The organism is Pseudomonas sp. GL_090 (assembly GCF_057837765.1).
The window spans coordinates 287299-308321 of record NZ_CM174452.1 but is presented as its reverse complement, the minus strand read 5'-3'; the positions used below and the strand labels follow the sequence as shown (position 1 = coordinate 308321).

The 21023-nt window shown below is 54.3% G+C and carries 18 protein-coding genes, 1 tRNA gene and 4 pseudogenes; 10 read left to right on the top strand and 13 right to left on the bottom strand.

Annotated elements, in window-relative coordinates; translation table 11 throughout:
* Positions 1-166: 166 nt before the first annotated feature.
* The 5 genes and pseudogenes from AC3ITA_RS01370 to AC3ITA_RS01350 form a co-directional block, all read left to right on the top strand.
* A pseudogene (locus AC3ITA_RS01370) lies at positions 167-523 on the top strand (GPO family capsid scaffolding protein); the annotation flags it as partial.
* Positions 444-1536 (top strand): annotated as a pseudogene (locus tag AC3ITA_RS01365) (site-specific integrase). The pseudogenes AC3ITA_RS01370 and AC3ITA_RS01365, both read left to right, overlap by 80 nt.
* Before the next feature lie 103 nt (positions 1537-1639).
* A complete protein-coding gene (locus tag AC3ITA_RS01360) occupies positions 1640-2710 on the top strand; it encodes a DGQHR domain-containing protein (protein WP_489279208.1) in 1071 nt (356 codons plus the stop codon).
* Positions 2694-3530 carry a hypothetical protein gene (locus tag AC3ITA_RS01355; protein ID WP_489279207.1) on the top strand — a complete coding sequence of 279 codons (837 nt, stop codon included), beginning with the start codon at positions 2694-2696 and terminating at the stop codon, positions 3528-3530. Before AC3ITA_RS01360 ends, AC3ITA_RS01355 begins: the two co-directional genes overlap by 17 nt.
* A 120-nt stretch (positions 3531-3650) precedes the next feature.
* Positions 3651-3751 (top strand) — tRNA-Ser (locus AC3ITA_RS01350).
* A gap of 181 nt (positions 3752-3932) precedes the next feature.
* On the opposite strand, the pseudogene AC3ITA_RS01345 reads toward AC3ITA_RS01350, so the two are convergent.
* Positions 3933-4124: pseudogene (locus tag AC3ITA_RS01345) on the bottom strand (BRCT domain-containing protein); the annotation flags it as partial.
* A gap of 74 nt (positions 4125-4198) precedes the next feature.
* On the opposite strand from AC3ITA_RS01345, the gene tnpB reads away from it, so the two are divergent.
* From tnpB to AC3ITA_RS01330, 3 genes are all read left to right on the top strand, one after another.
* Positions 4199-4558 carry an IS66 family insertion sequence element accessory protein TnpB gene (gene tnpB / locus AC3ITA_RS01340; protein ID WP_052966798.1) on the top strand — a complete coding sequence of 120 codons (360 nt, stop codon included), beginning with the start codon at positions 4199-4201 and terminating at the stop codon, positions 4556-4558.
* Positions 4559-4576: 18 nt separating this feature from the next.
* Positions 4577-6088: an IS66 family transposase gene (gene tnpC, locus AC3ITA_RS01335; RefSeq protein WP_489278309.1), complete on the top strand. Its 1512-nt coding sequence runs from the start codon at positions 4577-4579 to the stop codon at positions 6086-6088.
* A gap of 69 nt (positions 6089-6157) precedes the next feature.
* Positions 6158-6418, top strand: a complete 261-nt coding sequence (locus AC3ITA_RS01330; protein ID WP_258696284.1) for a DUF6429 family protein — start codon at positions 6158-6160, stop codon at positions 6416-6418.
* 46 nt (positions 6419-6464) lie between these two features.
* Here AC3ITA_RS01330 and AC3ITA_RS01325 read toward each other — a convergent pair.
* The 5 genes and pseudogenes from AC3ITA_RS01325 to AC3ITA_RS01305 all read right to left on the bottom strand — a co-directional run.
* Positions 6465-6932 (bottom strand): annotated as a pseudogene (locus tag AC3ITA_RS01325) (BRCT domain-containing protein); the annotation flags it as partial.
* Positions 6933-7153: 221 nt separating this feature from the next.
* On the bottom strand, positions 7154-9019 hold the full coding sequence (locus AC3ITA_RS01320; protein ID WP_489279205.1) for a hypothetical protein: 1866 nt from the start codon (positions 9017-9019) through the stop codon (positions 7154-7156).
* A gap of 461 nt (positions 9020-9480) precedes the next feature.
* Positions 9481-10191 (bottom strand): SDR family NAD(P)-dependent oxidoreductase, encoded by a 711-nt coding sequence (locus AC3ITA_RS01315; protein ID WP_489279204.1) that lies wholly within the window; start codon positions 10189-10191, stop codon positions 9481-9483.
* A gap of 43 nt (positions 10192-10234) precedes the next feature.
* Positions 10235-10891, bottom strand: coding sequence for a DsbA family oxidoreductase (locus AC3ITA_RS01310; RefSeq protein ID WP_489279202.1), 657 nt, complete (start codon positions 10889-10891; stop codon positions 10235-10237).
* Positions 10888-11109 (bottom strand): tautomerase family protein, encoded by a 222-nt coding sequence (locus AC3ITA_RS01305; RefSeq protein WP_489279200.1) that lies wholly within the window; start codon positions 11107-11109, stop codon positions 10888-10890. The genes AC3ITA_RS01310 and AC3ITA_RS01305 overlap by 4 nt, the downstream gene beginning before the upstream one ends.
* 541 nt (positions 11110-11650) lie before the next feature.
* On the opposite strand from AC3ITA_RS01305, the gene AC3ITA_RS01300 reads away from it, so the two are divergent.
* Positions 11651-11932, top strand: coding sequence for a DUF3077 domain-containing protein (locus AC3ITA_RS01300; protein WP_489279199.1), 282 nt, complete (start codon positions 11651-11653; stop codon positions 11930-11932).
* Positions 11933-12155: 223 nt separating this feature from the next.
* Here the strand turns inward: AC3ITA_RS01300 and AC3ITA_RS01295 are convergent, their stop codons facing one another.
* The 7 genes from AC3ITA_RS01295 to AC3ITA_RS01265 form a co-directional block, all read right to left on the bottom strand.
* Complete coding sequence (locus tag AC3ITA_RS01295) at positions 12156-12446, bottom strand: helix-turn-helix domain-containing protein (RefSeq protein ID WP_095942274.1); 291 nt, start codon at positions 12444-12446, stop codon at positions 12156-12158.
* Entirely contained in the window at positions 12446-12760 is a 315-nt protein-coding gene (locus AC3ITA_RS01290; RefSeq protein ID WP_489279197.1) for a hypothetical protein, read from the bottom strand. Before AC3ITA_RS01290 ends, AC3ITA_RS01295 begins: the two co-directional genes overlap by 1 nt.
* A gap of 171 nt (positions 12761-12931) precedes the next feature.
* Entirely contained in the window at positions 12932-14218 is a 1287-nt protein-coding gene (locus AC3ITA_RS01285) for an OprD family porin (RefSeq protein ID WP_414928074.1), read from the bottom strand.
* A gap of 261 nt (positions 14219-14479) precedes the next feature.
* Positions 14480-15151 (bottom strand): DsbA family protein, encoded by a 672-nt coding sequence (locus AC3ITA_RS01280; RefSeq protein ID WP_150672289.1) that lies wholly within the window; start codon positions 15149-15151, stop codon positions 14480-14482.
* 290 nt (positions 15152-15441) lie between these two features.
* Complete coding sequence (locus AC3ITA_RS01275) at positions 15442-15654, bottom strand: hypothetical protein (protein WP_057712441.1); 213 nt, start codon at positions 15652-15654, stop codon at positions 15442-15444.
* 243 nt (positions 15655-15897) lie between these two features.
* The gene (gene aguA / locus AC3ITA_RS01270) at positions 15898-17004 is read right to left on the bottom strand and encodes an agmatine deiminase (protein WP_095942270.1); all 1107 of its coding nucleotides are present in this window, start codon (positions 17002-17004) and stop codon (positions 15898-15900) included.
* Between the two features lie 273 nt (positions 17005-17277).
* Positions 17278-20190: an aminotransferase gene (locus AC3ITA_RS01265; protein WP_095942269.1), complete on the bottom strand. Its 2913-nt coding sequence runs from the start codon at positions 20188-20190 to the stop codon at positions 17278-17280.
* A gap of 188 nt (positions 20191-20378) precedes the next feature.
* Between AC3ITA_RS01265 and rfbC the strand changes: the two genes are divergently transcribed.
* Complete coding sequence (gene rfbC / locus AC3ITA_RS01260; protein WP_095942268.1) at positions 20379-20924, top strand: dTDP-4-dehydrorhamnose 3,5-epimerase; 546 nt, start codon at positions 20379-20381, stop codon at positions 20922-20924.
* The last annotated feature ends 99 nt before the right edge of the window (positions 20925-21023 follow it).

Genomic DNA, 21023 nt, shown 5'->3' with positions numbered 1-21023 from the left:
CCTTTGTTGTTTTTGGAATCCAGGAATTCGGCTGCTACAAACAGCCCCTGTAGAGCTGCCGATGGCTGCGATCTTTTGATCTTCAACGCAGGTCCGGTTGCCCTTGGAAAAGACTGCAGGCTGCGCCAGCTCCCTAACCGGGGAAGTAAATCTGACCCCTATTCCCTACAACCCGAACACCTACGCCGCCCGGATCTGGATTGAGCACTTCCGCAGTGTCCTGCCGGACAGCCCTTTCCGGGCTTATGGCGACGTGCTGGCGGCGAAGACCGAAGCAGTCGAAATCAACGGCGTGAAAAAGCTGGCTCTATTCGTACAGATTGAACCAACCGACGACCTGATCAGCAGGAACAAGGCCCGTCAGAAGCTGTACACCAGCATCGAGATCAACCCGAAGTTTGCCGACACCGGTCGCGCTTACCTGGATGGCCTGGCCGTCACCGATGCCCCGGCCAGCCTGGGCACCGAAATGCTGGCCTTCAGTGCCAAGAACCCTGACGCCTCACTACGACGATACAGGAAAGCAGCGCCGCAAGAATGTGGCACCTGCAGACGTTTCGCTGGCAGAGCTTCACCGGATTATGGACGAGACGTGCAATGTTGATCGGGGCACTCTTCGCTATGTTTGCGACCGGTTCCACGAGAGCGATCGCTATAAGAAGCTCAGTCCAAAAACTCATGAAGATTACTGCTACTCCCGCGACGTTCTGCTGAATATACCCACCAGACTGGGCAAGCCGCTGGGCGACCTAGCCGTAAAGAAATTTACGGCCGCCCTAGTGCAACGCATCGTTGATCGGCTCGCGGATGAGGGCACCCCCTCGAAAGCAGCGCACGTACTGCGATACCTGCGGCGCGTGCTGCAGTGGGGGGCGTAACCGTGGGTTTCTGGATGTGAACCCAGCGCTTGGCATTGAGGCGCCGATTAAGCGCAAACAGCGTCGGCTGCCACGCCACAACGTCATGGAGGTCCTGATCGATCGCGCAACTGCACGCGGTCGGTTGGCAAGTCATGAACCAGGTGGCTGTCCGGAGTACCTGACTATCGTCATGGAATTGGCCTACCTGTGTCGTCTACGCGGCATAGAGGTCGTGGCACTCACGGACGTCAACGAAATGGAAGAGGGGCTTTTGACCAATCGCCGCAAGGGCAGTCTAGACAATATAGTCCGGTGGACTCCTCGACTACGTTCGGTGTGGGATAGTGCGAAAGCAATTCGGGCCAAGACCTGGGAACGTCGCCAGACAGCGATTCCGATCGCACCGTCACGGCGTCATATTATTGTGGTAAGCCATGGTGGCCCGCTTCGCAAGTCAAGCCTCGACACCGCCTGGCAAAGGTTCATCACGCTGGCGATAGCAGACGGAACCATTACTCCGGAAGAACGCTTTGCTTTGCATGATCTGAAACGAAGGGGCATAACCGATACCACTGGCAATCGAGCTGAAAAGCAGGAAGCCAGCGGTCATCGAGATCAAAAAATGATGGATGTCTATGATCTCAGCATACCTGTCGTCGCACCAGCCGCCGAATAGACCCAGCCACAAACAACGTAATACATCGTCAGTCGATACTGATGTAAAGGCCACTCCGGTATGCCATTATCTGCTGAAATATCTCAGTGACGGGGGCAAAAAGATGGCCGTAAAAAAAAGACAGAAATATAAAGTTCACAAAGCTGCTTGCCTAAATACAAAATTCGGTGAAATACCTGCATATACATTTGCGATGAAAGCTAAGGATCTGCTGGGTCTTCATTACGTAGCAGTTCGAGGAAAAGATATAGAAGAGGGAGCAGTACAAAGACCTCTCAGTGTTAGAAGAATAAACGGCATCAAGAACTACATTCTTGACGGCAACACCTTCTTCAACTCATTCATAATCAACTGGAACGAAGCCAACTACTCACCGACTTACAAAGACGGGGAAATTGATATCCCTCTTATTCCTTTCGCAGCGCAGGTCATCGACGGCCAGCATCGGCTTTCAGGTTTAGCGGCAGCTTTCCAAGCTGAACCAGCCATTGGCGAGCTAGAGTTACTCGTAACTATGTGCATCAATCTATCGACCCCTGAAGCGGCTCAGATTTTTCTCAATATAAACACTGAGCAAAAGCCAGTCCCAAAAAGTTTGGTATACGACTTGTTCGGGGAAGTTTTTAATGACGAAGAGCATGCGGTGAACAGGGCAACCGATCTAGCACGCGATCTCAATGAAGATCCGAGCTCGCCTCTGTATAATCTAATAAAGTTCCCTGGTGCACCTCGCGGACAGGGCTACATTGAACTGTCCACCTTCGTTACTGCTCTTAAAGATCACTTAACCCCAAAGAAGGGGACATTTTACATTTATAAATTGAGAGAAATGGAAAAGCAAAAACTGGCTATATCCAATTTCTTCCAAGCTATACGCGACTATTACACGGAAGCAAAAATCTGGGAGTCATACACAAAAAACCCGTTCCTGAAAGCAGCCGGATTCAATGGTGCAATGGACTTTTTTCTTGAGTCTCTTATTAAGCGATGCGCGGAGCAAGGGTCTTTCTCGATAAAAACCATGAAGGAATTCATTGGTCTAGACAGAGAAGGGCTAGTAGCTTGGGATGAGCTGAAAGGAAAGGATGGGAAAACAGCAAGAAAAGTAATCAAGGATCTCTTGGAATCTAACCTGCTCAACTCTCTACCAGACCATGATGAATACCAATTCTAACCGCTTCAAACTTCAGCAGTTGATAGAGAGTGAGATAGGATGTAACGACCCAGAGAAACTTGGAAGTTACAAAGCTAAGTTTGAGCTCTTTACCATAACAACAGAAAACAAGGAGCGAGTAACGAATGCGATAACGGAAGATGCCGCAGACATATTCTATAAAGCGGTTTGGACATATGCAGAAGCTGTATCAGCAATTTCACGAGGTCATCAGTCATGGGCAATCGTGAAGCTGTATTATTCAATATTTTACTTCCTACGCTGTTTAATAGCAGCACGTGGTGTAGGTGTAGTGAAGTGCAACGGCATATATACAATCCGAACTGATATCGGCTCAAACCCAACCAAAAGAGATGGCGGAAAACATAGAGGGGAGAATGTTCGTGGAGACCATAAAACCACCATCGCAATATTTGAGAGCGATTTTGGAAGAGGTGACGTATTACTTAGCAACAAAGTTTCAGAGCAGTATATTTTTGATTGGATGATGAGTGCTAGAGAGCGAATCAACTATAGAGATGCAACATTTTCAGAGCCAAATTTTAACTTTTTTGAAAGCACAACAAAAGATGAAGGAGGTGTATTGCGATGGATCATTACTTATCTAAACGACCAACCTCCAACTTTTATGTTTCTAGAGCCTCACTGTTCTCTCGCAGCGCCGACATATTTGTTAAATCTTGTGAGAACAGAGCTAAAATCCCGCTTGGGACTCCATGCCCCGCTACGCGACGAGCAGTATGAAAGCCTGTTGAAATTGCTCGAGGGAACCGGATTGGAAAGCAATTTTACGTTTCGATCTCTATTGAAGGACTCCTAGCCGTTCTCTTACGTCTCGGGCTCAGAGCAATTGACCTCGATGAGGCGTATAGAGAACATGGCACGGAATTTTGACGTAATAGCTGGTAAAACGCCTCGAAAACACTGGATAAAAAGGCATGCTCGACGTAACAAAAAATTACATAACTGATTGTTTTTCATAGAGAAATTAACTGACTTGTAATCAGTAGGTCCCGGGGTCGATTCCTGGTGCCGGCACCATACAAAACAAAGCCCTCGTAGAAATACGAGGGCTTTGTTGTTTCTGGAGCGTCCACTTTTTTGTCCACACACCGGAATCTGTGGGAGCGAGCCTGCTCGCGATGAGGCCGTCAAACCCACCGACGATCTGCGGGCCAAGACAAAGGGGTGCCTTTCCCAAAACACCAACAACGAAGCAACCTCAACCAAACAGCATCTTTTGCCAATGATCCTCACCCACAATGGCAATCGAAGCTCCCGCCTCACGCAACTCCACTGCCTTCATGATCTTCGTTCCATAAGTACTGTGGCGCCACTGCTCATTACCCACGCTACCAACCACCAGGTAATGCACCTTCTTACTCACACTGCCCCCAATCAAATGTAAACGCTCCATGAACCCCACATTCAAAGCGCTTAGCTGATCCCGGATGCTGTGCTCCCGATTCCCTCAGGAGCCAGCCCGCCATGATGCGACCCGATGCCAAAGTCGAAAAAGTCTATCTCTACCCCAAGCCCGTCGACTTTCGAAAATCCATTGATGGCCTGGCCGCACTTGTCGAGCTGGATATCAAAGTCGCGGTATTCGACCCTGTGCTTTTCGTCTTCCTCAACAAACCACGCAACCGCGTGAAGATTTTGTATTGGGAACGCAACGGCTTCTGCCTTTGGCTCAAGCGCCTCGAATCCGAACGATTTAAAACATCGCCCGATGCCAACGATGAAGCGATCATCCTGACCGTCCAGGAACTGAACTGGCTACTGGATGGTTTTGATCTCTGGCGCAACCGTCCTCATCAGGTTTTGACGCCTCGATACGTGGCCTGATTCGGTATAATCCAGGGCATGATTTCCATGCCCGAAAACCTCCCCGATGATCCTGAATTGCTCAAGCAGATGCTTGCGAAGATGCAGTCCAGAGTCGGTTTCCTCGAAGAAGAAAATGCGCTGTTGCGTCAGCGCCTGTTCGGACGCAAGTCCGAGCAAACGGTTGATCCGGCAACGCCGCAGTTGGCCCTGTTCAATGAGGCGGAAAGCGTCGTCGAGCCCATTGATGAAGCGGCAGAAGAAGAGGCTGTTGCGCCGACCCAGCGGCGTGGCAAACGCAAACCGCTGCCGGCCGATCTCCCCCGCATCGAAGTCATCCACGAACTGCCCGAACATGAACTGACCTGTGCCTGCGGCTGCCGCAAACACGCCATCGGCGAGGAAGTTAGCGAGCAGCTTGAAATCGTGCCGATGCAAATTCGCGTGATCAAGCACGTCCGTAAGGTCTACGGTTGCCGCGCCTGTGAAACGGCTCCGGTCACTGCGGACAAGCCCGCTCAGTTGATTGAAAAAAGTATGGCCAGCCCAAGCGTGCTGGCGATGCTGCTGACCACCAAATACGTGGACGGTTTGCCGCTTCACCGTTTTGAAAAAGTGCTGGGCCGCCATGGCATCGATATCCCGCGCCAGACCTTGGCCCGCTGGGTTATCCAGTGCGGCGAACACTTGCAACCACTGCTGAATTTAATGCGCGACCAGTTATTGGAAAGCCGCGTCATCCACTGCGATGAAACCCGCGTGCAGGTGTTGAAAGAGCAGGATCGGGAGCCCAGCAGCCAGTCCTGGATGTGGGTGCAAACCGGCGGCCCACCCGACAAACCAGTGATCCTTTTCGACTACTCCACCAGCCGGGCTCAGGAGGTGCCGACGCGCCTGCTTGATGGCTATCGCGGCTACGTGATGACCGATGATTACGCCGGTTACAACGCGCTGGGCGCGCAGGAAGGAGTGGAGCGTTTAGGCTGCTGGGCGCATGCACGGCGCAAATTCGTCGAAGCGCAAAAAGTGCAGCCCAAAGGCAAGACGGGACGTGCCGACATCGCGCTGAACCTGATCAACAAGCTTTATGGCATCGAACGCGACCTACAGGCCGGCAACGACGGCGAACGAAAAACCGGTCGTCACGCGCACAGCCTGCCGGTGCTGGCTCAGTTGAAAAGCTGGATGGAAAAGACCCAACCCCAGGTCACCGCTCAAAACGCCCTGGGCAAAGCCATCAGCTACCTGGCGAGCAACTGGAACAAACTTGAACGGTACGTCGAGGAAGGTTACTTGCCGATCGACAACAACGCTGCCGAACGCGCCATCAGGCCCTTCGTGATCGGAAGAAAGAACTGGCTGTTTAGCGACACCCCCAAAGGTGCGACGGCCAGCGCTCAACTTTATAGCTTGGTCGAGACTGCCAAAGCCAACGGCCAAGAGCCCTATGCGTGGCTGCGCCACGCACTTGAGCGCCTGCCGACGGCTTCTTCGGTTGAGGATTACGAAGCTTTACTGCCCTGGAACTGCTCGTCGGTATCGCGTAGTTAAACGCGCTATCCATCTTGCTGGCTGGTAGGGTTTACGGTGAGCTTAAAGAATACGAGCGGAGCAACGATCATGGAATACGACGATAAACTGATTGAAGAAGCCGTGCTTGCCCTGTTGGCAACCTTCAGTTTTGATAACGGCAATGCTTGGAAAGGGTTCGACTTCGAGACCATGAGCCGATTACATGAACAGGGTTTCATCAGTAATCCGGTGAACAAGAACAAATCGATTTGGTTGACGGCTGAAGGGTTGGAGCGAGGTCGGCAGACAGCCGACCGGTTGTTTGGGGTAGGAACCCAAGGGGAGCATGCATCCGAGTCGGATACCTGACTTCATACCACGGCCATCCGGTAGGTGGGGTTTATGGATCGCATACAATCAAATCACCTCGTTCTTCGACCAGCGCCTGACAATCCTTACGGGGCCCAAAGGCCATGACACCGGTAAATACAAACATCCGGCCGTCCCACACCAAATCAGGGATCGGTGAGTTGAAAGGAAGGTCCGTAGGAGTAACGGCAACAACACCGCCAACCTTCGGTCTCTCAATGCCCACTCCAGAAAAACCACGCAGAATGTTAAGCAGCTCCAGAGACTCATCTATGTCTAGAGCATTGTCCTGAAGCATGCACGCCAAACGCGAATACAGCAGATTGATCACTGGATCGTTCAGATGCGCGAGATTGTTTTCCAACCATTGCTTTAGAAAAACCGCTTCCGTGATGTTCACAACACCGTCGGCCGTAATCCCAGCGGCCAACCCGACCAAGGCATCGGCGGCGCGTCGATCGATTCGGGCGCGGTTGAAGAACTTGCTGCTCTCAAACTCGTGGTGTAGATCCATTACGGGTTTTCCTTGAGGTGGGTACTAGCTCGATACCGAAGCATTAGCAAGCAAGTAGATGTTGTGTTCAAAGCTAGCACCACTGCGCGCAGACACCCCATTTTTAATCAGGAAAATAGATCCGTCCCCTTTCCTGCTATTTAAGGAGCGAGAAAATAATCTGGTGGCTGCTCTCGCTACCTCTTGAGTAAAAATTGTCGCCAAGTAACTGCACGAACAGTTTAGCGTTCAAATATAGAAAAATCTATGTCATCTGTCTCCCTATAGTATTTTGGGTCCTTCATCCAACTGTCTATATAATCAGGAATGCGGCAAGGGTGGGGTACAGCTTCTTTATCTATAGATTTAAGAAGCACTGCACAAGTCTTAGCTGTTTTTTCCATACCATTAACGCCAGCGAGCTTTTCCATATTTTCGAGGAACCTCTGATGCATGACCCCTACAAAGTCACGCTTGTGCTGCTGTATAACCACCTCACAAAACTCTGACGACATGTACTCTAGATCCCAACGGTCTGTCCTATAACTTATTACGTCATCCATAACTACACGCTGACGGTAGACCACCAACATCCGATGATAGTCTTTTATTACCCTAATCAATTCTTTCTCATTAACTGGATTTTTATGTTCGACTTCTAGTAGCGAAGGAAGAAGTTCACAGAAAAACTGAAAGTCAGTTCCAGTAAAATACCGAAGAGTATCTTGTATATAGGCTAACGGTATCTGCCGTAAAAGCCTGCCTGCGATTTCCAATCGTTGAGACTGATTAAAGCTGACAAGGTAGTTTTCGCCTAAATTAAGCGCAACGAAGTCCACAACTACTTCAGGCCTGATAGGAAGTTTTGGATTACTTACACCAATCACAATCATACTATTCTCATCGTGTTTCTTGGTGTAGGTATTTACATTAAACTCGTGATAAAGAGCACACCGCGAGGGGGATCCAGAAAGATACTCAATGAAGATACTAATGGAGTCCTTTCTAGGATGAGAAAATACACCATGCAAGAATAGTTTATATAGCCTCTTCACCTCAAATAAATGAATCCCACCGGTATGTATCACCGTCATTGAAAGATATCTTTTCATGCAATCAAGAAAAAATGATCCATCATTATTTATATCATATTGCAAAAGAACATAGAAGCACTCAAATACGTTCTGGGAAATCTGGCAGGCGTTAAAGTCAAGAGGATTCTTAGAGGTCTGAGGAATTCTTGAGCTATACAGTTGTTGCTGTAGAAAGGAAGGCCCTTTACTTATTATATGGTCAAACAAATACGCTTTTACTTCTATGGCGTCTTGTCTATTCATTTTTTTTGATAATTGTTCTAGATCAGCCTCTCGTGCTGTCCTCCATTCGTCTTGAGCTTCTTCAGGTTTTGGTAATTTCCTGGCCAGGACGAAAAAGGGGGTTATTCTTTTTAAGGCCTCGTAACTCGGCTTCCCCTTACCAACAAACAGACTGCTTTGTAAATTATGTATTGGTGGAGCTCGCAAAACTGATTCAGACATTACAAATGAAATCGTATCAGAATGAGAGAATGGCTTACCATTGTTACCACTCCAGGGTTGAGTCCAGGAAGGAAAAGCAGATCTAATTTCGTGCCCGCAAAGTTGTATTTGAATTCGCATTGCGGTGAGGGGATGTTCGATTCGTGCGTAACCAATAATGTGATGATCCACTCCTTGGACTATCGGCTCAAGCAAATTCTCCCTTTCCACATTAATTAATGCCTGGCGGATACAGTCAAGCACATCCGCCTCAGTAAAACTCGAGGGAAATAATGTTTTCCATAAATACCCTGACTTGTAATAAGTTTCAGGCATTAACGTGAGATTGGCAGCCTTGCCACTAAACAAAACTTTAGGGATTTTTAATGTAATAACGCCATTCTGCAACTCTCTAGCGTAGAACCAGTCTCCGTCAACCTCCGTATCAAACTCATCCAGCGATACAATTTCAGGGTGTTCTAAAAGTAAACTTTTCCATGCAGAAAAAACATGAAGCCCTCCGGATAAAACTTTGGTAGCTCTTGGTTTACTGGGATCTTCCTCTACTCTTATCGTAAAGTCACCTAACATTATGTGATTCAGCGCACGCCGACTCAACGTGTATTCCCCATTCCCCCCGAAGCGGTATTCACTCTCCATATAAAACAAGCTCCCCCGACATAGTCCACAAATACAACAACAAAGCCCAAAACTGCAAATTATTTTAACAAAATAATTTGTGTTTTGTAAGAACTTTAATCAAGAGCAGTGTTTACCGAACGTCAATAGGATAGCAATCCAGAACAGACACACAGTACCAAGTTTCAAGTGCCATCCTTTTTTTCTGATGCAACCATCTCTAGCACATAACTTTATGTATGTTCAGTGAGCCAGTGTTACCGAGATAGTTTTAGAGGTAGAAAAAAATATTTACTTATTTTTATATTAATATTCAACACCTTAAATAAAAATTCGACTCCTGGTGCCGTACAAAACAAAGCCCCTGCAGAAATGCAGAGGCTTTGTTGTTTCCAGGCTTTGAAAAAGCGCTTTCAGTGTCCCGCGCTCTGACCACCGTCCACATGCAGGATTTCGCCGGTAACGAACTTCGCGCCATCCAGATACACGACCGCTTGTGCAATATCATCAATCTCGCCCATGTGCCCGACCGGGTGCAGATTGCCCAGTGCGGCGTGGGTTTCTTCGCCGTGCATCGGGGTCTTGATGATGCCCGGGCTGACTGCGTTCACCCGAATCCCGCGCTTGGCGTATTCGATGGCCAGGGATTTGGTTGCCGCGTTGAGGCCGCCCTTGGTCAGCGAAGCCAGCACCGATGGCACGCCGTCGATGGCGTGGTCTACCAGGCTGGTGGTGATGTTGACGACGTGGCCACTGCCCTGCTTTTCCATCTCGACGATGGCGAGTTGGGTGATGTAGAAGAAGCCGTTGACGTTCACCGACAACACATTGGCGTAGTCTTCTGCGGTGTACGCGGTGAACGGTTTGGCGATGAAGATCCCGGCGTTGTTGACCAGGGTGTCGATGCGACCGAAACGGGAAATCGCTTCACGGACGACGCGTTGGGCGGTTTCCGGCTCGCCGATGTCACCGGCCACGGTGTGAATGTCCGGGTCGGTGGACGGTTTGATCGAGCGCGATGTGGCGACGATCCGGTAACCGAGTTCACGGAAGGCTTTGACCATACCGTCGCCGAGACCTTGGGACGCGCCGGTGATTACGATGACTTTTTTCGAACTGCTCATGATGAAGACCTCTGACAATAAAGAATGGGGTAGAAATCTGTAATCAGGCTTCGGCCGGGGCGTTCGCCATTTGTCTCAACATCTGTTCGTAGTACTCGACCGATTGCGAGCCAGACACCAGGTGGCGACCGTTCAGCACCATGGCAGGGACCGAATTGATGCCGTGCCGCCGGTAGTACGCTTCAAGCTCTCGCACCTCATCGGCGAACGCGCCGGACGCCAGCACCTCTTGTGCACTTGCGCCATCCAGCCCCGCTTCGGTCGCCAGACGCACCAGCGCCTGGTGATCACTCGGGTTCTGACCTTCGCTGAAATAGCCCCGTAGCAGCGCCCTCTTCAGCTCGACTTGCCGCCCTTCCTGCAACGCCCACAGCAACAAACGGTGCGCATCGAAGGTGTTGTAGAAGTGCGTGCGCTTCTCCAGATCGAACGTGAAGCCGATGGCCTCGCCGCGTGCGATCTGCATGGCCTTGCCGGCGGCGACGTCGTCGGCCGTTCTCCCGTACTTGCGCATCAAGTGCTCGACCGCTTGCTCACCTTCGGCCGGCATGTTCGGGTTCAGCTCGAACGGCTTGTAGGTCAGCTCGACCGAGACTTCCCCGGCCACGTTTTCGATCGCCTGCTCCAGCGCCGTCGCCCCCAGCGCGCACCAGGGGCACACCACATCGGAGATGAAATCGATGGTGACGGAGGACGTCATGACTGCCCTTCCGACTCGGCCAGTTGCTTGCGGTACTGGGTGGTGGTGATCCCGGCGTAGCCCCAGTTGTCGGTGTCGACTTCCTCGATCACGATGTGGGTCAGGTCAGGGCGTTTGTTGAGGACGCGTTCCAGTGTTTCAGTGATCTCGGCAATCACCTGAGCTTTCTGCTCAGTGGTAACGCCATCGCGGGTGATGCGTACGGTTACGAAAGGCATGAGGGAAACTCCAGTGACCTTCCCGTCGGGATGATGGGAGAGGCGTTGGAGATGAATGTATGGGGTTGGCAGGAGGGGATAAAGGTGGGGGCGGGAACTTCATTCGTTACGTGGGGTAATGAATGAATAAGCCCTGTTGGCCAAGACCGTAGGTTGCGAATCGCCCTGCCCCACGCTAGGCTGCCCACATCGCTGCAAAATCAGCGACCGGGTTTGGCGACCCGACCCAAACAATAGGCGCACAGGCGCCACCATAACGATTGCTGGCGTTTTTTTTCGCTCGTATTTTCCCGTTATGGTAGCTGTGCGCGGGAGACCTTTGGGTCTGCCGGGTTCCTATTGTCCCGGTTCGCCAACCTGCGCACAGCTGCCACCCATAATCGTTTGGCGACGGTTCGTGGCAGCTCCTCAACGATAGGAGCTAGACCATGTATAAAATTGATTCGTCCAAAATCTGTGTTCTCACGTTCTTTGTATCAATGCCGACCTTTCTTCGAAGGCATGCAAATACTCGATTCCTCCCAACCAGCGGAGGTGCCCAATGACCAATCCCGAAGACCTGAAAACCATCGGCCTCACCCACTTCTCCTTCCACGCCAACGAACCGCTGTTTCGCGTCAACGCTGGCGTCCCGGTTATCCAGGCTCTCTACCACGCTTCCGATCTACTCCATGTTGCCAAGCTGCTCGCAACAGACGCGGCCATGGTTCGCGATACTGATCGGCATGCTTGGGCGTCGCATTTTTTGCAGGATATGAGCAAGGCGATCATCGATGATGTGGTGAAGGTGTTGGACTCACCGATGAACAATCGCAATCTATAACGTCGTCGCGTCAATCTGAAGCGCTAAGACGTGTCGCAATTTTCCACTTTTTGCGACACGTCTTCCGAACATGTCGCCGCGGACGACACGTTCGAAAGACGTGTTACCAAAATCGAGTTTTGACGACATGAGACATCCAACAAAAAAATCGCAGCCTCGGGAGGCTGTGCTTTTTTGTGACGGGGGCTGAAAACGCCGCAATCATTAAGCTGAAATCGACTGATCAGTAACCCAACGCTGCAAGTACATGCTTCGGGTCGTTATGAATCGCTCGTAACAGTGCACGGGCCGGTCCCTCAGGATCACGACGTCCTTGCTCCCAATTGCGTAACGTTCCCACGGGAACATCAATTCGCTTGGCAAACGCGGCCTGTGAAAGTCCGGTGGCGAGACGAATTTTTTTGACCTGTGCAGCATCGACATGGAATTCACGCGATGGCTGCCGCTCACCACGGTCGATCTCATCCATCTGCGTCATGCTTTCAACAAGACGATCGAAGAGATTTTTTTCCATTATTTCCATCCTTTATTGATGGCACAAAGAACTGCTTTTTCTCTATCCGAAAGGGTGTCTTGAATCCCTTTCCGGTAAATCAGTAGCAAACGTATCTGAAAAGCAGAGGTTACGTGATAGTAGATCACCCTAACGCCACCGCTTTTGCCCCTGCCATGCGCGGCCCAGCGGATTTTTCTAAGCCCGCCAGTACCCTCGATCAAAGCGTCAGCCTCGGGATGTTCGGCGAGATACTGCTGGAATTCTCCATATTCGTGATCGCCCAGATGACTTGGTAGGTCAGCGGTAAAAATCGGCGTCTCGATGAAGATCATGCAATCCCTGCTATGCGTCAATGGCGTATAGCATGAATTTTAGGTGCCAGGATAGATAAGCGACAATTAGTCTTTCGTTTCAGCGTTTTTATTCAAAAAAAACCCCGATCCAGTCGGGGCTTCTTCCTTCATTCTCAGCCTTTGATCAGGCCTCGATACCACACCCCATCATCAGAAAATATTGATCGGGTAATCCACAAACACACGCACTTCGTTGCCGCTGACGTTGTACTCGCTCGACTTCTGCGACACGCGCAGGACCGAGCTGCGCAGTTTCACGCTGAGGTCTTTGGCCGGGCCGCTTTGGACGACGTATTTGATCTGGTTGAAGATCTCGCGCTCGGTGCCGCCTTCGCTGGTGGAAGTGGTGATGTTGTCGCCGCGCACGTAGGCCACGTTGTAGCTCAGGCCCGGTACACCGAAGGTGCTGAAGTCCAGGCCGTAGCCCAGTTGCCAGCTGCGTTCGTCTTCGGCGTTGAAGTCGGACCAGTAGGAATTCGCCAGGTAGATGGTGTTGCCGCCGTCGCCGATGCGGCCCTGGTCTTTCTGGTAGCCGCCGTAGGCATAGCCCAGGTTGCTGTCGCCGGTGCTGCGCTGGTGCGCGAGGGTGAACGAGTGCGGGCCGGTGATGAAGGTGGCGGCCAGGCTCCAGATCTTGTTGTCGTCGCCGGTGATACCGTTTTCGCGGACGTAGGAATCGTCCAGCTTGGTGCGGTAGCCGTTGAAGTCCAGGGTCAGGGACTGATCCTTGTCGATCGGGAACACGTAGTTGGCGTTCACGTATTGCTTCTTCAGCACGTCTTCGACGTCGGAAGCGTACAGCGCGGCCTTGAATTGCTCGGTGAACTGGTAGCTACCGCCCAATACGTTGATCGACTTCAAGCCACCGCTGTCACGGCCTTCGGCGCTTTTGCGCGATTCGGCGGTGAAGCGGCCGGCGTCCAGTTGCAGGCCTTTGATCTCTTTGGAGGTGATCAGGGTGCCGGTGTAGCTTTCCGGCAGCAGGCGCGAGTTGTCGTAGCTCAGCACCGGCAGGGCCGGCATCTGGTCGCCGTAGGTCAGGGTGGTGCTGGACAGGCGGAACTTGATCGCCGCGCCGCCCTTGGACAGGTCGTCCGCCGGCTGGCCGCTGTCGCCCTTCTTGAAGAAATCGATGCCTTGCGCGCCGCTGCGGTCTTCGCTGCGCTCCAGGTTCAGTGCGTACAACCCGAAAGCATCCACACCCACACCGACGGTACCCTGGGTGAAGCCGGACGAGAACGTGCCGATGGCCGCCTGGCCCCACTCGGATTTATCCGGGTTGCCGTCTTTGAAGTCACGATTGATGTAGGCGTTGCGCAGCAGCACTTTGAGGCTGCTGTCTTCAACAAAACCCTTGGATTCGGCCTGGTCGTTCGCCATGGCCTGTGTCGCACTCAACATCCCCAGAGCGATCAGGCTGATTCGCTTGTTCAACATTTTGTTCTTTTCCTTATTTGCGGTTGATACGCGCTGTGTCGAACGGCCGAAACGGCGCTATCGCGCTCTTATTTCAATGCGAAAACAAAAAGGCCCGCCCACGATTTCTCGCGGCGGGCCTTTTTATAATTTTTGATCGTGGCGGTCGGCCACAGGCGTTGGGCCGAATCGTAGCCGCGCCCTTAACGATGTGTCAATTTCATGAATCGTCTAAAAACAGGCGAAAATCGTCTAAGAAATTGCTTTACGCGGCAGGAATATTCAATCTGCGCAACCATCGAGGCCACAGGCTGCAACGGATTCGGATGATCCGTGATCGGGCAGCGACTGACCCAGCCACTGCGCAAATGCCTGGGGTTTACCCAGCCATGGCCCGATGTCGATCAGGGTGAACTGGTCATCGTGCTCAAGCGCCAGGGTCGGAAAGCCCTGCCCGCCGACCTTGGCCAGAAGAGCCCGACTGTTCCTGACATGGCCTTCGGTGTCGGCCGCCCTGAAGGCCCTTTCGAAGGCTTCGCGGTCCAGCCCCATGCCGTGGGCAAGTTCAAACAATACCGACTCATCGGCAATACGGCGCCCCTCCACGTAGTGAGCACTTTGCAATCGCCCCAACAACTCCAGCCCGCGACCGGCCATTTGCTCGCCAGCCAGCACCGCAGCGATAGGTGGCGCCGAGTCGAACACGGCGCTGTGATCACGCAGCAAACCTTCGAAATAGGCTTCGCCGAACGGCTGCCCGCTGTATTCCGCAATGCGCCGATCGTGGGGCATGACGTAATTGCGCAATTGTGGTGAAACCTTTTGCCGATTGGCCCCCGTCATCATGCCGCCGCCGTGGGCAATCACCGGCAGCACAGCCTGGGCGGCCTGCACCAGCGGTTTGGCGCCGTAGCACCAACCGCACAAGGGGTCGTAAATGTAATGCAGGATCATGGGAAAGCTCCGACAGAAATTCAGGAAAATTCGATGTCGGCAGGTTAGTGCGGCGGCGGCCCCGGAAAAACGCCGGATTGGCTTTCAGTCTGTTGCTTGAATCGGTCGAATGGTTGTGCCACAAAACCCTGCAATAGGGGTGGGTCAGTCGATATAGATGCTGACTGGTCGGACGCCATCGCGAGCAGGCTCGCTCCCACAAGGGATCGCGGTGATTACATGAATCTGCGCAAAAAAAAGCGCTGCCATCCCGGCAGCGCTCTTTTTTGTTCAATCCGTTGTAGTTCTTCTTATCCTTCCATTACATCCCACAACGCATCCAGTTCCGCTTCGCTGAATAAACCAGCAGGGTAACGCTCGATCATCGTCCGGCGCGGATCAGTATCGCTGATCTGACGCATTCCATTGGACTTGAACCAGTGCGCCAGGATCTGGAGCGATTCGCTATTTACTGCCAGGGGATGCAACGCCTTGTCGCTCACTACGTTCACTTCGGCGTTCATTTCAGCGCTCTCTCCCGGTTTGTGAGCGGCTAACTTATCCAAGGTTTATGACAGAACATAGAAGTCCTCCCTCCCCCGAGTTACACCAGCAGAGATACAAGAGCTGTGCCAAGGTGTCTGAAGTGTGTCCTTATAGTTACAAAAAAGCCCGCAGGCCTGTAGGGCCGCGGGCTCCGTGCAATCCTGGAGGCAGATTGACAGCTTGAGGGATTTCGCAATCAACTCAAGCTGTTACGACCTAACTCACTCCTTGTGCGGCGCGGGTTGTTGCTGGGTAAGGCAGTGAATATTGCCGCCCCCCAGTAACAGTTCACGACCAGGCACCATCACCACTTCATGCTGTGGAAACAGGTTCTGCAAGATCTCTTTCGCCGGGCCATCCTGCGGGTCGTCAAAGCACGGTGCGATGATGCCGCCGTTGACGATCAGGAAGTTCACGTAGGAACCGGCCAGACGAACAGTCGGATTACGCTCCTGCGTACCATCCACCGGATCGACACCGGCGCATTCTTCCTCGGTCGCAAACAGCGGACCCGGGATCGGCATCTTGTGCACCGTGAATGGGCGGCCCTTGGCATCGGTGCTGCTTTGCAGCACTTTCATCGCCGCCTGGCAGCGCGGGTAGTTCGGGTCCTGGGGGTCATCGGTCCAGGCCAGCAGCACTTCGCCCGGGCGCACGTAGCAGCAGAAGTTATCCACATGGCCATCGGTTTCATCGTTGAACAAGCCATCCGGCAACCAGATGATTTTATCCACAGCCAGGTTCGCGCTCAGCAGCGCTTCGATTTCTGCGCGGTTCATGTGCGGGTTGCGATTGCGGTTGAGCAGGCATTCTTCGGTGGTGATCAGGGTGCCTTCGCCGTCGACGTGGATCGAACCGCCTTCCAGCACAAAGCCTTCGGTGCGGTAGCGTGGGCTGCGCTCGATCTCGAGGATCTTGCCGCCGACCTGCGAGTCGCGGTTCCATGGCGAATATAAACCGCCGTCAAAACCGCCCCAGGCGTTGAAGTCCCAGTTCACGCCACGAACTTCGCCACTGTTGTTGATGACGAAAGTCGGGCCGGTGTCGCGAACCCAGGCGTCGTCACTGGACATTTCAACCACGCGAATATTCGGCACGTCCAGACGGGCACGGGCGTTTTCGTACTGGCCGGCGGAAACCGCCACGGTCACTGGCTCGAAACGGGCGATGGCCTTGGCCACTGCCACGTGGGCGGCTTGTGCCGGTTTGCCCCCCAGGCGCCAGTTGTCCGGGCGCTCGGGCCAGATCATCCAGGTCTGGGTTTGCGGTGCCCATTCGGCTGGCATGTAGAAGCCGTCGGCGCGAGGGGTGCTGTTCAACGTGGTCATGGCTCAGGACTCCGGAGTGGCATTGATGCCTGACAGAAATGGAAGCGCATTGGTACACGCCGTGGACTGGCCACTTTATATCCGATAAATATCGGCTTTTAAAGCACCTTACATCCAGCGTTACAAAAACAATCGATAAAAAGCCGATATCAATCGAACTAATACCGCGATCCATGTGGGAGCGAGCCTGCTCGCGATGGGGCCATGTCAGTCACAGTTTTTTCGACTGAAAGACCGCTATCGCGAGCAGGCTCGCTCCTGCAGGGGATGTGTTTACAACCCTTCCGCGAGCACCTTCGACAGCATGTCCACGAAGAAATCCACGCTCTGGCGCGAAGTGACCATCGGCGGCTTGATCTTGAGGATGTTCAGGTAATCGCCGGTCGGCTGCATGAAAATCCCCAACTCACGCAAGCGATCGCACAGAGCGGTGGTTTCTTCGGTGGCCGGCTCCAGGGTTTCGCGGTTGCGAATCAACTCGACGCCCAGGTAGAAACCGGAACCGTGCACCGCGCCCACTAACGGATGAATATCGATCAACGCTTCGAGGCGCGTCTTGAAGTGCCCGCCTACGATCTGGGCGTTCTCCCAGAGTTTTTCCTCTTGCATCACATCCAGCACGGCCATGCCGACCTGGCAGCTGACGGGGCTACCGCCGGCGGAGGAGAAGAAGTAGCCCTCGGCCTCCAGCGCCTCGGCGATTTCCCGACGGGTGATGACCGCGCCCAGTGGCTGGCCGTTGCCCATGCCCTTGGCCATGGTGATGATATCCGGCACCACGCCCTGCTCTTCGAAGCCCCAGAAGAAATCGCCCATGCGCCCGTAGCCCACCTGCACTTCATCGGCGATGCACACGCCGCCTCTGGCCCGGACCATGGCATAGACTTGTTTCAAATAACCTGGGGGCAGCGAGATTCCACCGGCATTGCCATACACCGGCTCGCAGATGAAACCGGCCAGTTGGCGTTTCTGCTCGGCGATTTTCGCCAGGTTGTGCTCGACGCTGCGCACATAATCCGGCGCACTGTCGGGGCCACGGAATTCACCGCGATAGGTGTTTGGCGCGGTCACCGGGTGCACCCAGTCCGGGCGGCTGCTCAGCGCCTTGGGGTTGTCGGCGATCGAGGTCGACACCGAGTCCGCGCCCACCGTCCAGCCGTGATAGGCCTCCAGCACACTGAGCATGTCGCGGCCGCCGCTGTAGGCCCACGCCAGGCGAATCGCCAGGTCGTTGGCCTCGCTGCCGCTGTTGACCAGGAACACCCGGTCCATGCCATCCGGTGACAGCTTCAGCAAACGTTCGGAAAACTCGGCCACGGCCGCGTAGTTGAAACGCGAGTTGGTGTTGAGCAACGACCACTGGCGGCTGGCAACTGCCGCCATGCGCGGATGGCCGTGACCCAGCACCGCGACGTTGTTGAGCATGTCGAGGTAAGAGCGGCCCTGCATGTCGATCAAATGGTTGCGCCAGCCGCGCTCGATGCGCGGCGGATCAACGTAATAGTGTTTTTGCGTGCGGGCGAAGCTGGCATCGCGCCGAGCCAGCAAGGTCGGTCCGTCGAGCTCGGCTTCGGCGTCACAGGCCAGCCCCAGCAACGCTGCCGGCGATGGGCACAACGCTTGCCAGGCCGCCGCGCGCGATGGCGTGCAGAACAACGGCGCATTGATCGACGCGCCACGGCACAACTGCACGATCAATGGCCCGCTGACCGAACCCAGTACCTGGCCTTTGACCAGTGCCGCGCCGCTGTGCAGCGACGGCGTGACGCCCCAAAGCCGCACACTCAGTTGCGGGCCGTCCAGTTGCAGCACGTCCGCCGATGGGTGATGCACCACTCCGGCAAACGGTGCTTCGACCGCCGTGCCCTGAGGCACACGCAACTCGACATGCAACGGGCAAGTGTCCGGTTCGGCGGCGCTGTCCGGGCGGGTGTGGGACAGCCGGTATTGCCCGTAACGACTGGCTGCCAGGCCATGTGCCGCGGCCGCTTCATCCAGCAGGCGTTGATCGACGCCTTCTTGCTCCCAGTTACCGGCCTCGAAATGCGGACTGAGCACGCCCAGGTCGATCAGCGCGAACTCACGCCCCACCAGGCTCGGCAACAGCGGCGCGAACCCTTCACTGCCGATGGTGGGCAGATTCTGGCCGACGGCGGTGAGGATCGCCGCTTCCATCAGCGCCAACGGCACCGACGTGGCCACACGGAAGATTTCCCATTCATGGACCAGGTTGTCGCGGCTGTAGGCATTGCCCGGATCGATGCTGACCTGCTGTTCGCCGCTGAGCACCAACACCGCCGCGCGGGCGACGATCAGCGGCCACAGCGCCAGCAGTTCTTCGTGCTGCAACGGATTAACTGCGTGATACGCCTGGATGGCCGGCAAAATGCAGAACGGATCGCCCTCGCCATGATGCAGCAGCGCGGCGCAGGTCACCGACAGATCGGTAATGCGCCAGGTGCGCACCAGGTCGCCGAAATCGATCACGCCTTGCAGCTGCCAATGGCGCTGCGCGTCGCGCTGCCACACCACGTTGTCGTCGGTGATGTCCATGTGAATGGCCTGCACCGGCAGTTTGTCCCGCAGTGGCTGCAAATGCCGCTCGGCTTGCCCGGACGCGTCAATGATCAGTTTGCGCCGGGCCTCATCCTTGATCACCGGCAGCAAGTGCGCGATCAGGGCGTGAGCATGACGGGCATCCCACTGCAGGGTTCGCACCAGACCCGGATGGTCGAAATCCGCCAGGGCCAGGTCCATTTCACCGCACAGGCGACCGAAACCGGACACCACCGTCGGGTTGAAATGACCGAGGCTCGTCAGGGGCTGGCCTTCGATGTAGTCGAGCAGGCGAACGTGCACTGCCTGGCCCCCCAGGTCCAGAGACAGCAGGTCTGCACCGTTTTTCGCCGCGATAACACGCGGCACCTGAACATCCGGGTGCTCTCCCAGATGCTTGAGCCCGGCATGTTGTGCCTGAAGTTCCAGTACCGAGTAGTCGCCACGGCAGATTTTCAGGACGAAACGTCCGCGTTCGCTGTCGACGCGGTAGTTCAGGTCTTGCTGGCTGCCAAGGGCGTGCAGTTTGCCGCTGAACCCGTAATGTTCTTCCAGCAGCTCTAGCGCTTGCTCCGCAGACACCTGCGGGCTGGGCAAACTGGCGCGATGAATCAACGTGGCGAGCGGCATACAACGACCCCTGAAATTTTATTAGGCGCCTATATCGCCACTGGTTCGGGCGATACGCAACCCCCCGGGCCGGTATGAAGGCATTTGTGGGGGCGGGCTTGCTCCCACAGGTTTTGTTTTGGTACTCGCCCCGACCAGCGCTTTGCGCAAGAATGGCGACCATCAAACGCACACTCTGGAGAGCCACCATGAATGTAGTGACCACCGACCTGCCCGGTGTTCTGATCCTTGAACCCAAGGTCTTTGGCGACGAACGTGGTTTCTTTTATGAGAGCTTCAACGCCAGGGCTTTCGAAGAAGCCACCGGCCTGGACACTCAGTTCGTTCAGGACAACCATTCCCGCTCGCAAAAAGGCGTGTTGCGTGGCTTGCATTACCAACTGACGAACACTCAAGGCAAACTGGTTCGCGTCACGGCCGGTGAAGTACTCGACGTTGCCGTGGACATCCGCCGCAGTTCGCCACATTTCGGCAAATCGGTGGCGGTGGTCCTGTCCGCCGAGAACCACCGCCAGATCTGGATTCCGGAAGGCTTTGCCCACGGTTTCGTGGTGCTGAGCGATTTTGCCGAGTTCCTCTACAAAACCACCGATTACTACACCCCGTCCGCCGAGCGCAGCATTCGCTGGGACGACCCGGACCTGGCTATCGATTGGCAACTGGAAGGCCCGCCGCAGCTGTCGGCAAAGGACCAGGCCGCTGCATTCCTCAAGGACGCCGAAGTCTTCGCCTGAAAACCCGGCGCACGTTTCAGCGCAAAAACACGCCTGGCCCACAGTCCGCAGACTGCGCCCGCAAGCCTAGGCATAATGCGCCTGTACCCACAGGCGCAT

Bases quoted from the DNA above. Each gene is read 5' to 3' on its own strand.
- AC3ITA_RS01320 (WP_489279205.1), bottom strand. From the start codon at position 9,019: ATGTTAGGTGACTTTACGATAAGAGTAGAGGAAGATCCCAGTAAACCA.
- tnpC (WP_489278309.1), top strand. From the start codon at position 4,577: ATGATTTCCATGCCCGAAAACCTCCCCGATGATCCTGAATTGCTCAAG.
- AC3ITA_RS01280 (WP_150672289.1), bottom strand. From the start codon at position 15,151: ATGATCCTGCATTACATTTACGACCCCTTGTGCGGTTGGTGCTACGGC.
- AC3ITA_RS01265 (WP_095942269.1), bottom strand. From the start codon at position 20,190: ATGCCGCTCGCCACGTTGATTCATCGCGCCAGTTTGCCCAGCCCGCAG.
- AC3ITA_RS01290 (WP_489279197.1), bottom strand. From the start codon at position 12,760: ATGATCTTCATCGAGACGCCGATTTTTACCGCTGACCTACCAAGTCAT.
- AC3ITA_RS01310 (WP_489279202.1), bottom strand. From the start codon at position 10,891: ATGACGTCCTCCGTCACCATCGATTTCATCTCCGATGTGGTGTGCCCC.
- AC3ITA_RS01330 (WP_258696284.1), top strand. From the start codon at position 6,158: ATGGAATACGACGATAAACTGATTGAAGAAGCCGTGCTTGCCCTGTTG.
- aguA (WP_095942270.1), bottom strand. From the start codon at position 17,004: ATGACCACGTTGAACAGCACCCCTCGCGCCGACGGCTTCTACATGCCA.
- AC3ITA_RS01300 (WP_489279199.1), top strand. From the start codon at position 11,651: ATGACCAATCCCGAAGACCTGAAAACCATCGGCCTCACCCACTTCTCC.
- AC3ITA_RS01360 (WP_489279208.1), top strand. From the start codon at position 1,640: ATGGCCGTAAAAAAAAGACAGAAATATAAAGTTCACAAAGCTGCTTGC.
- AC3ITA_RS01275 (WP_057712441.1), bottom strand. From the start codon at position 15,654: ATGAACGCCGAAGTGAACGTAGTGAGCGACAAGGCGTTGCATCCCCTG.
- tnpB (WP_052966798.1), top strand. From the start codon at position 4,199: ATGATGCGACCCGATGCCAAAGTCGAAAAAGTCTATCTCTACCCCAAG.
- AC3ITA_RS01315 (WP_489279204.1), bottom strand. From the start codon at position 10,191: ATGAGCAGTTCGAAAAAAGTCATCGTAATCACCGGCGCGTCCCAAGGT.
- AC3ITA_RS01305 (WP_489279200.1), bottom strand. From the start codon at position 11,109: ATGCCTTTCGTAACCGTACGCATCACCCGCGATGGCGTTACCACTGAG.
- AC3ITA_RS01285 (WP_414928074.1), bottom strand. From the start codon at position 14,218: ATGTTGAACAAGCGAATCAGCCTGATCGCTCTGGGGATGTTGAGTGCG.
- AC3ITA_RS01295 (WP_095942274.1), bottom strand. From the start codon at position 12,446: ATGGAAAAAAATCTCTTCGATCGTCTTGTTGAAAGCATGACGCAGATG.
- AC3ITA_RS01355 (WP_489279207.1), top strand. From the start codon at position 2,694: ATGAATACCAATTCTAACCGCTTCAAACTTCAGCAGTTGATAGAGAGT.
- rfbC (WP_095942268.1), top strand. From the start codon at position 20,379: ATGAATGTAGTGACCACCGACCTGCCCGGTGTTCTGATCCTTGAACCC.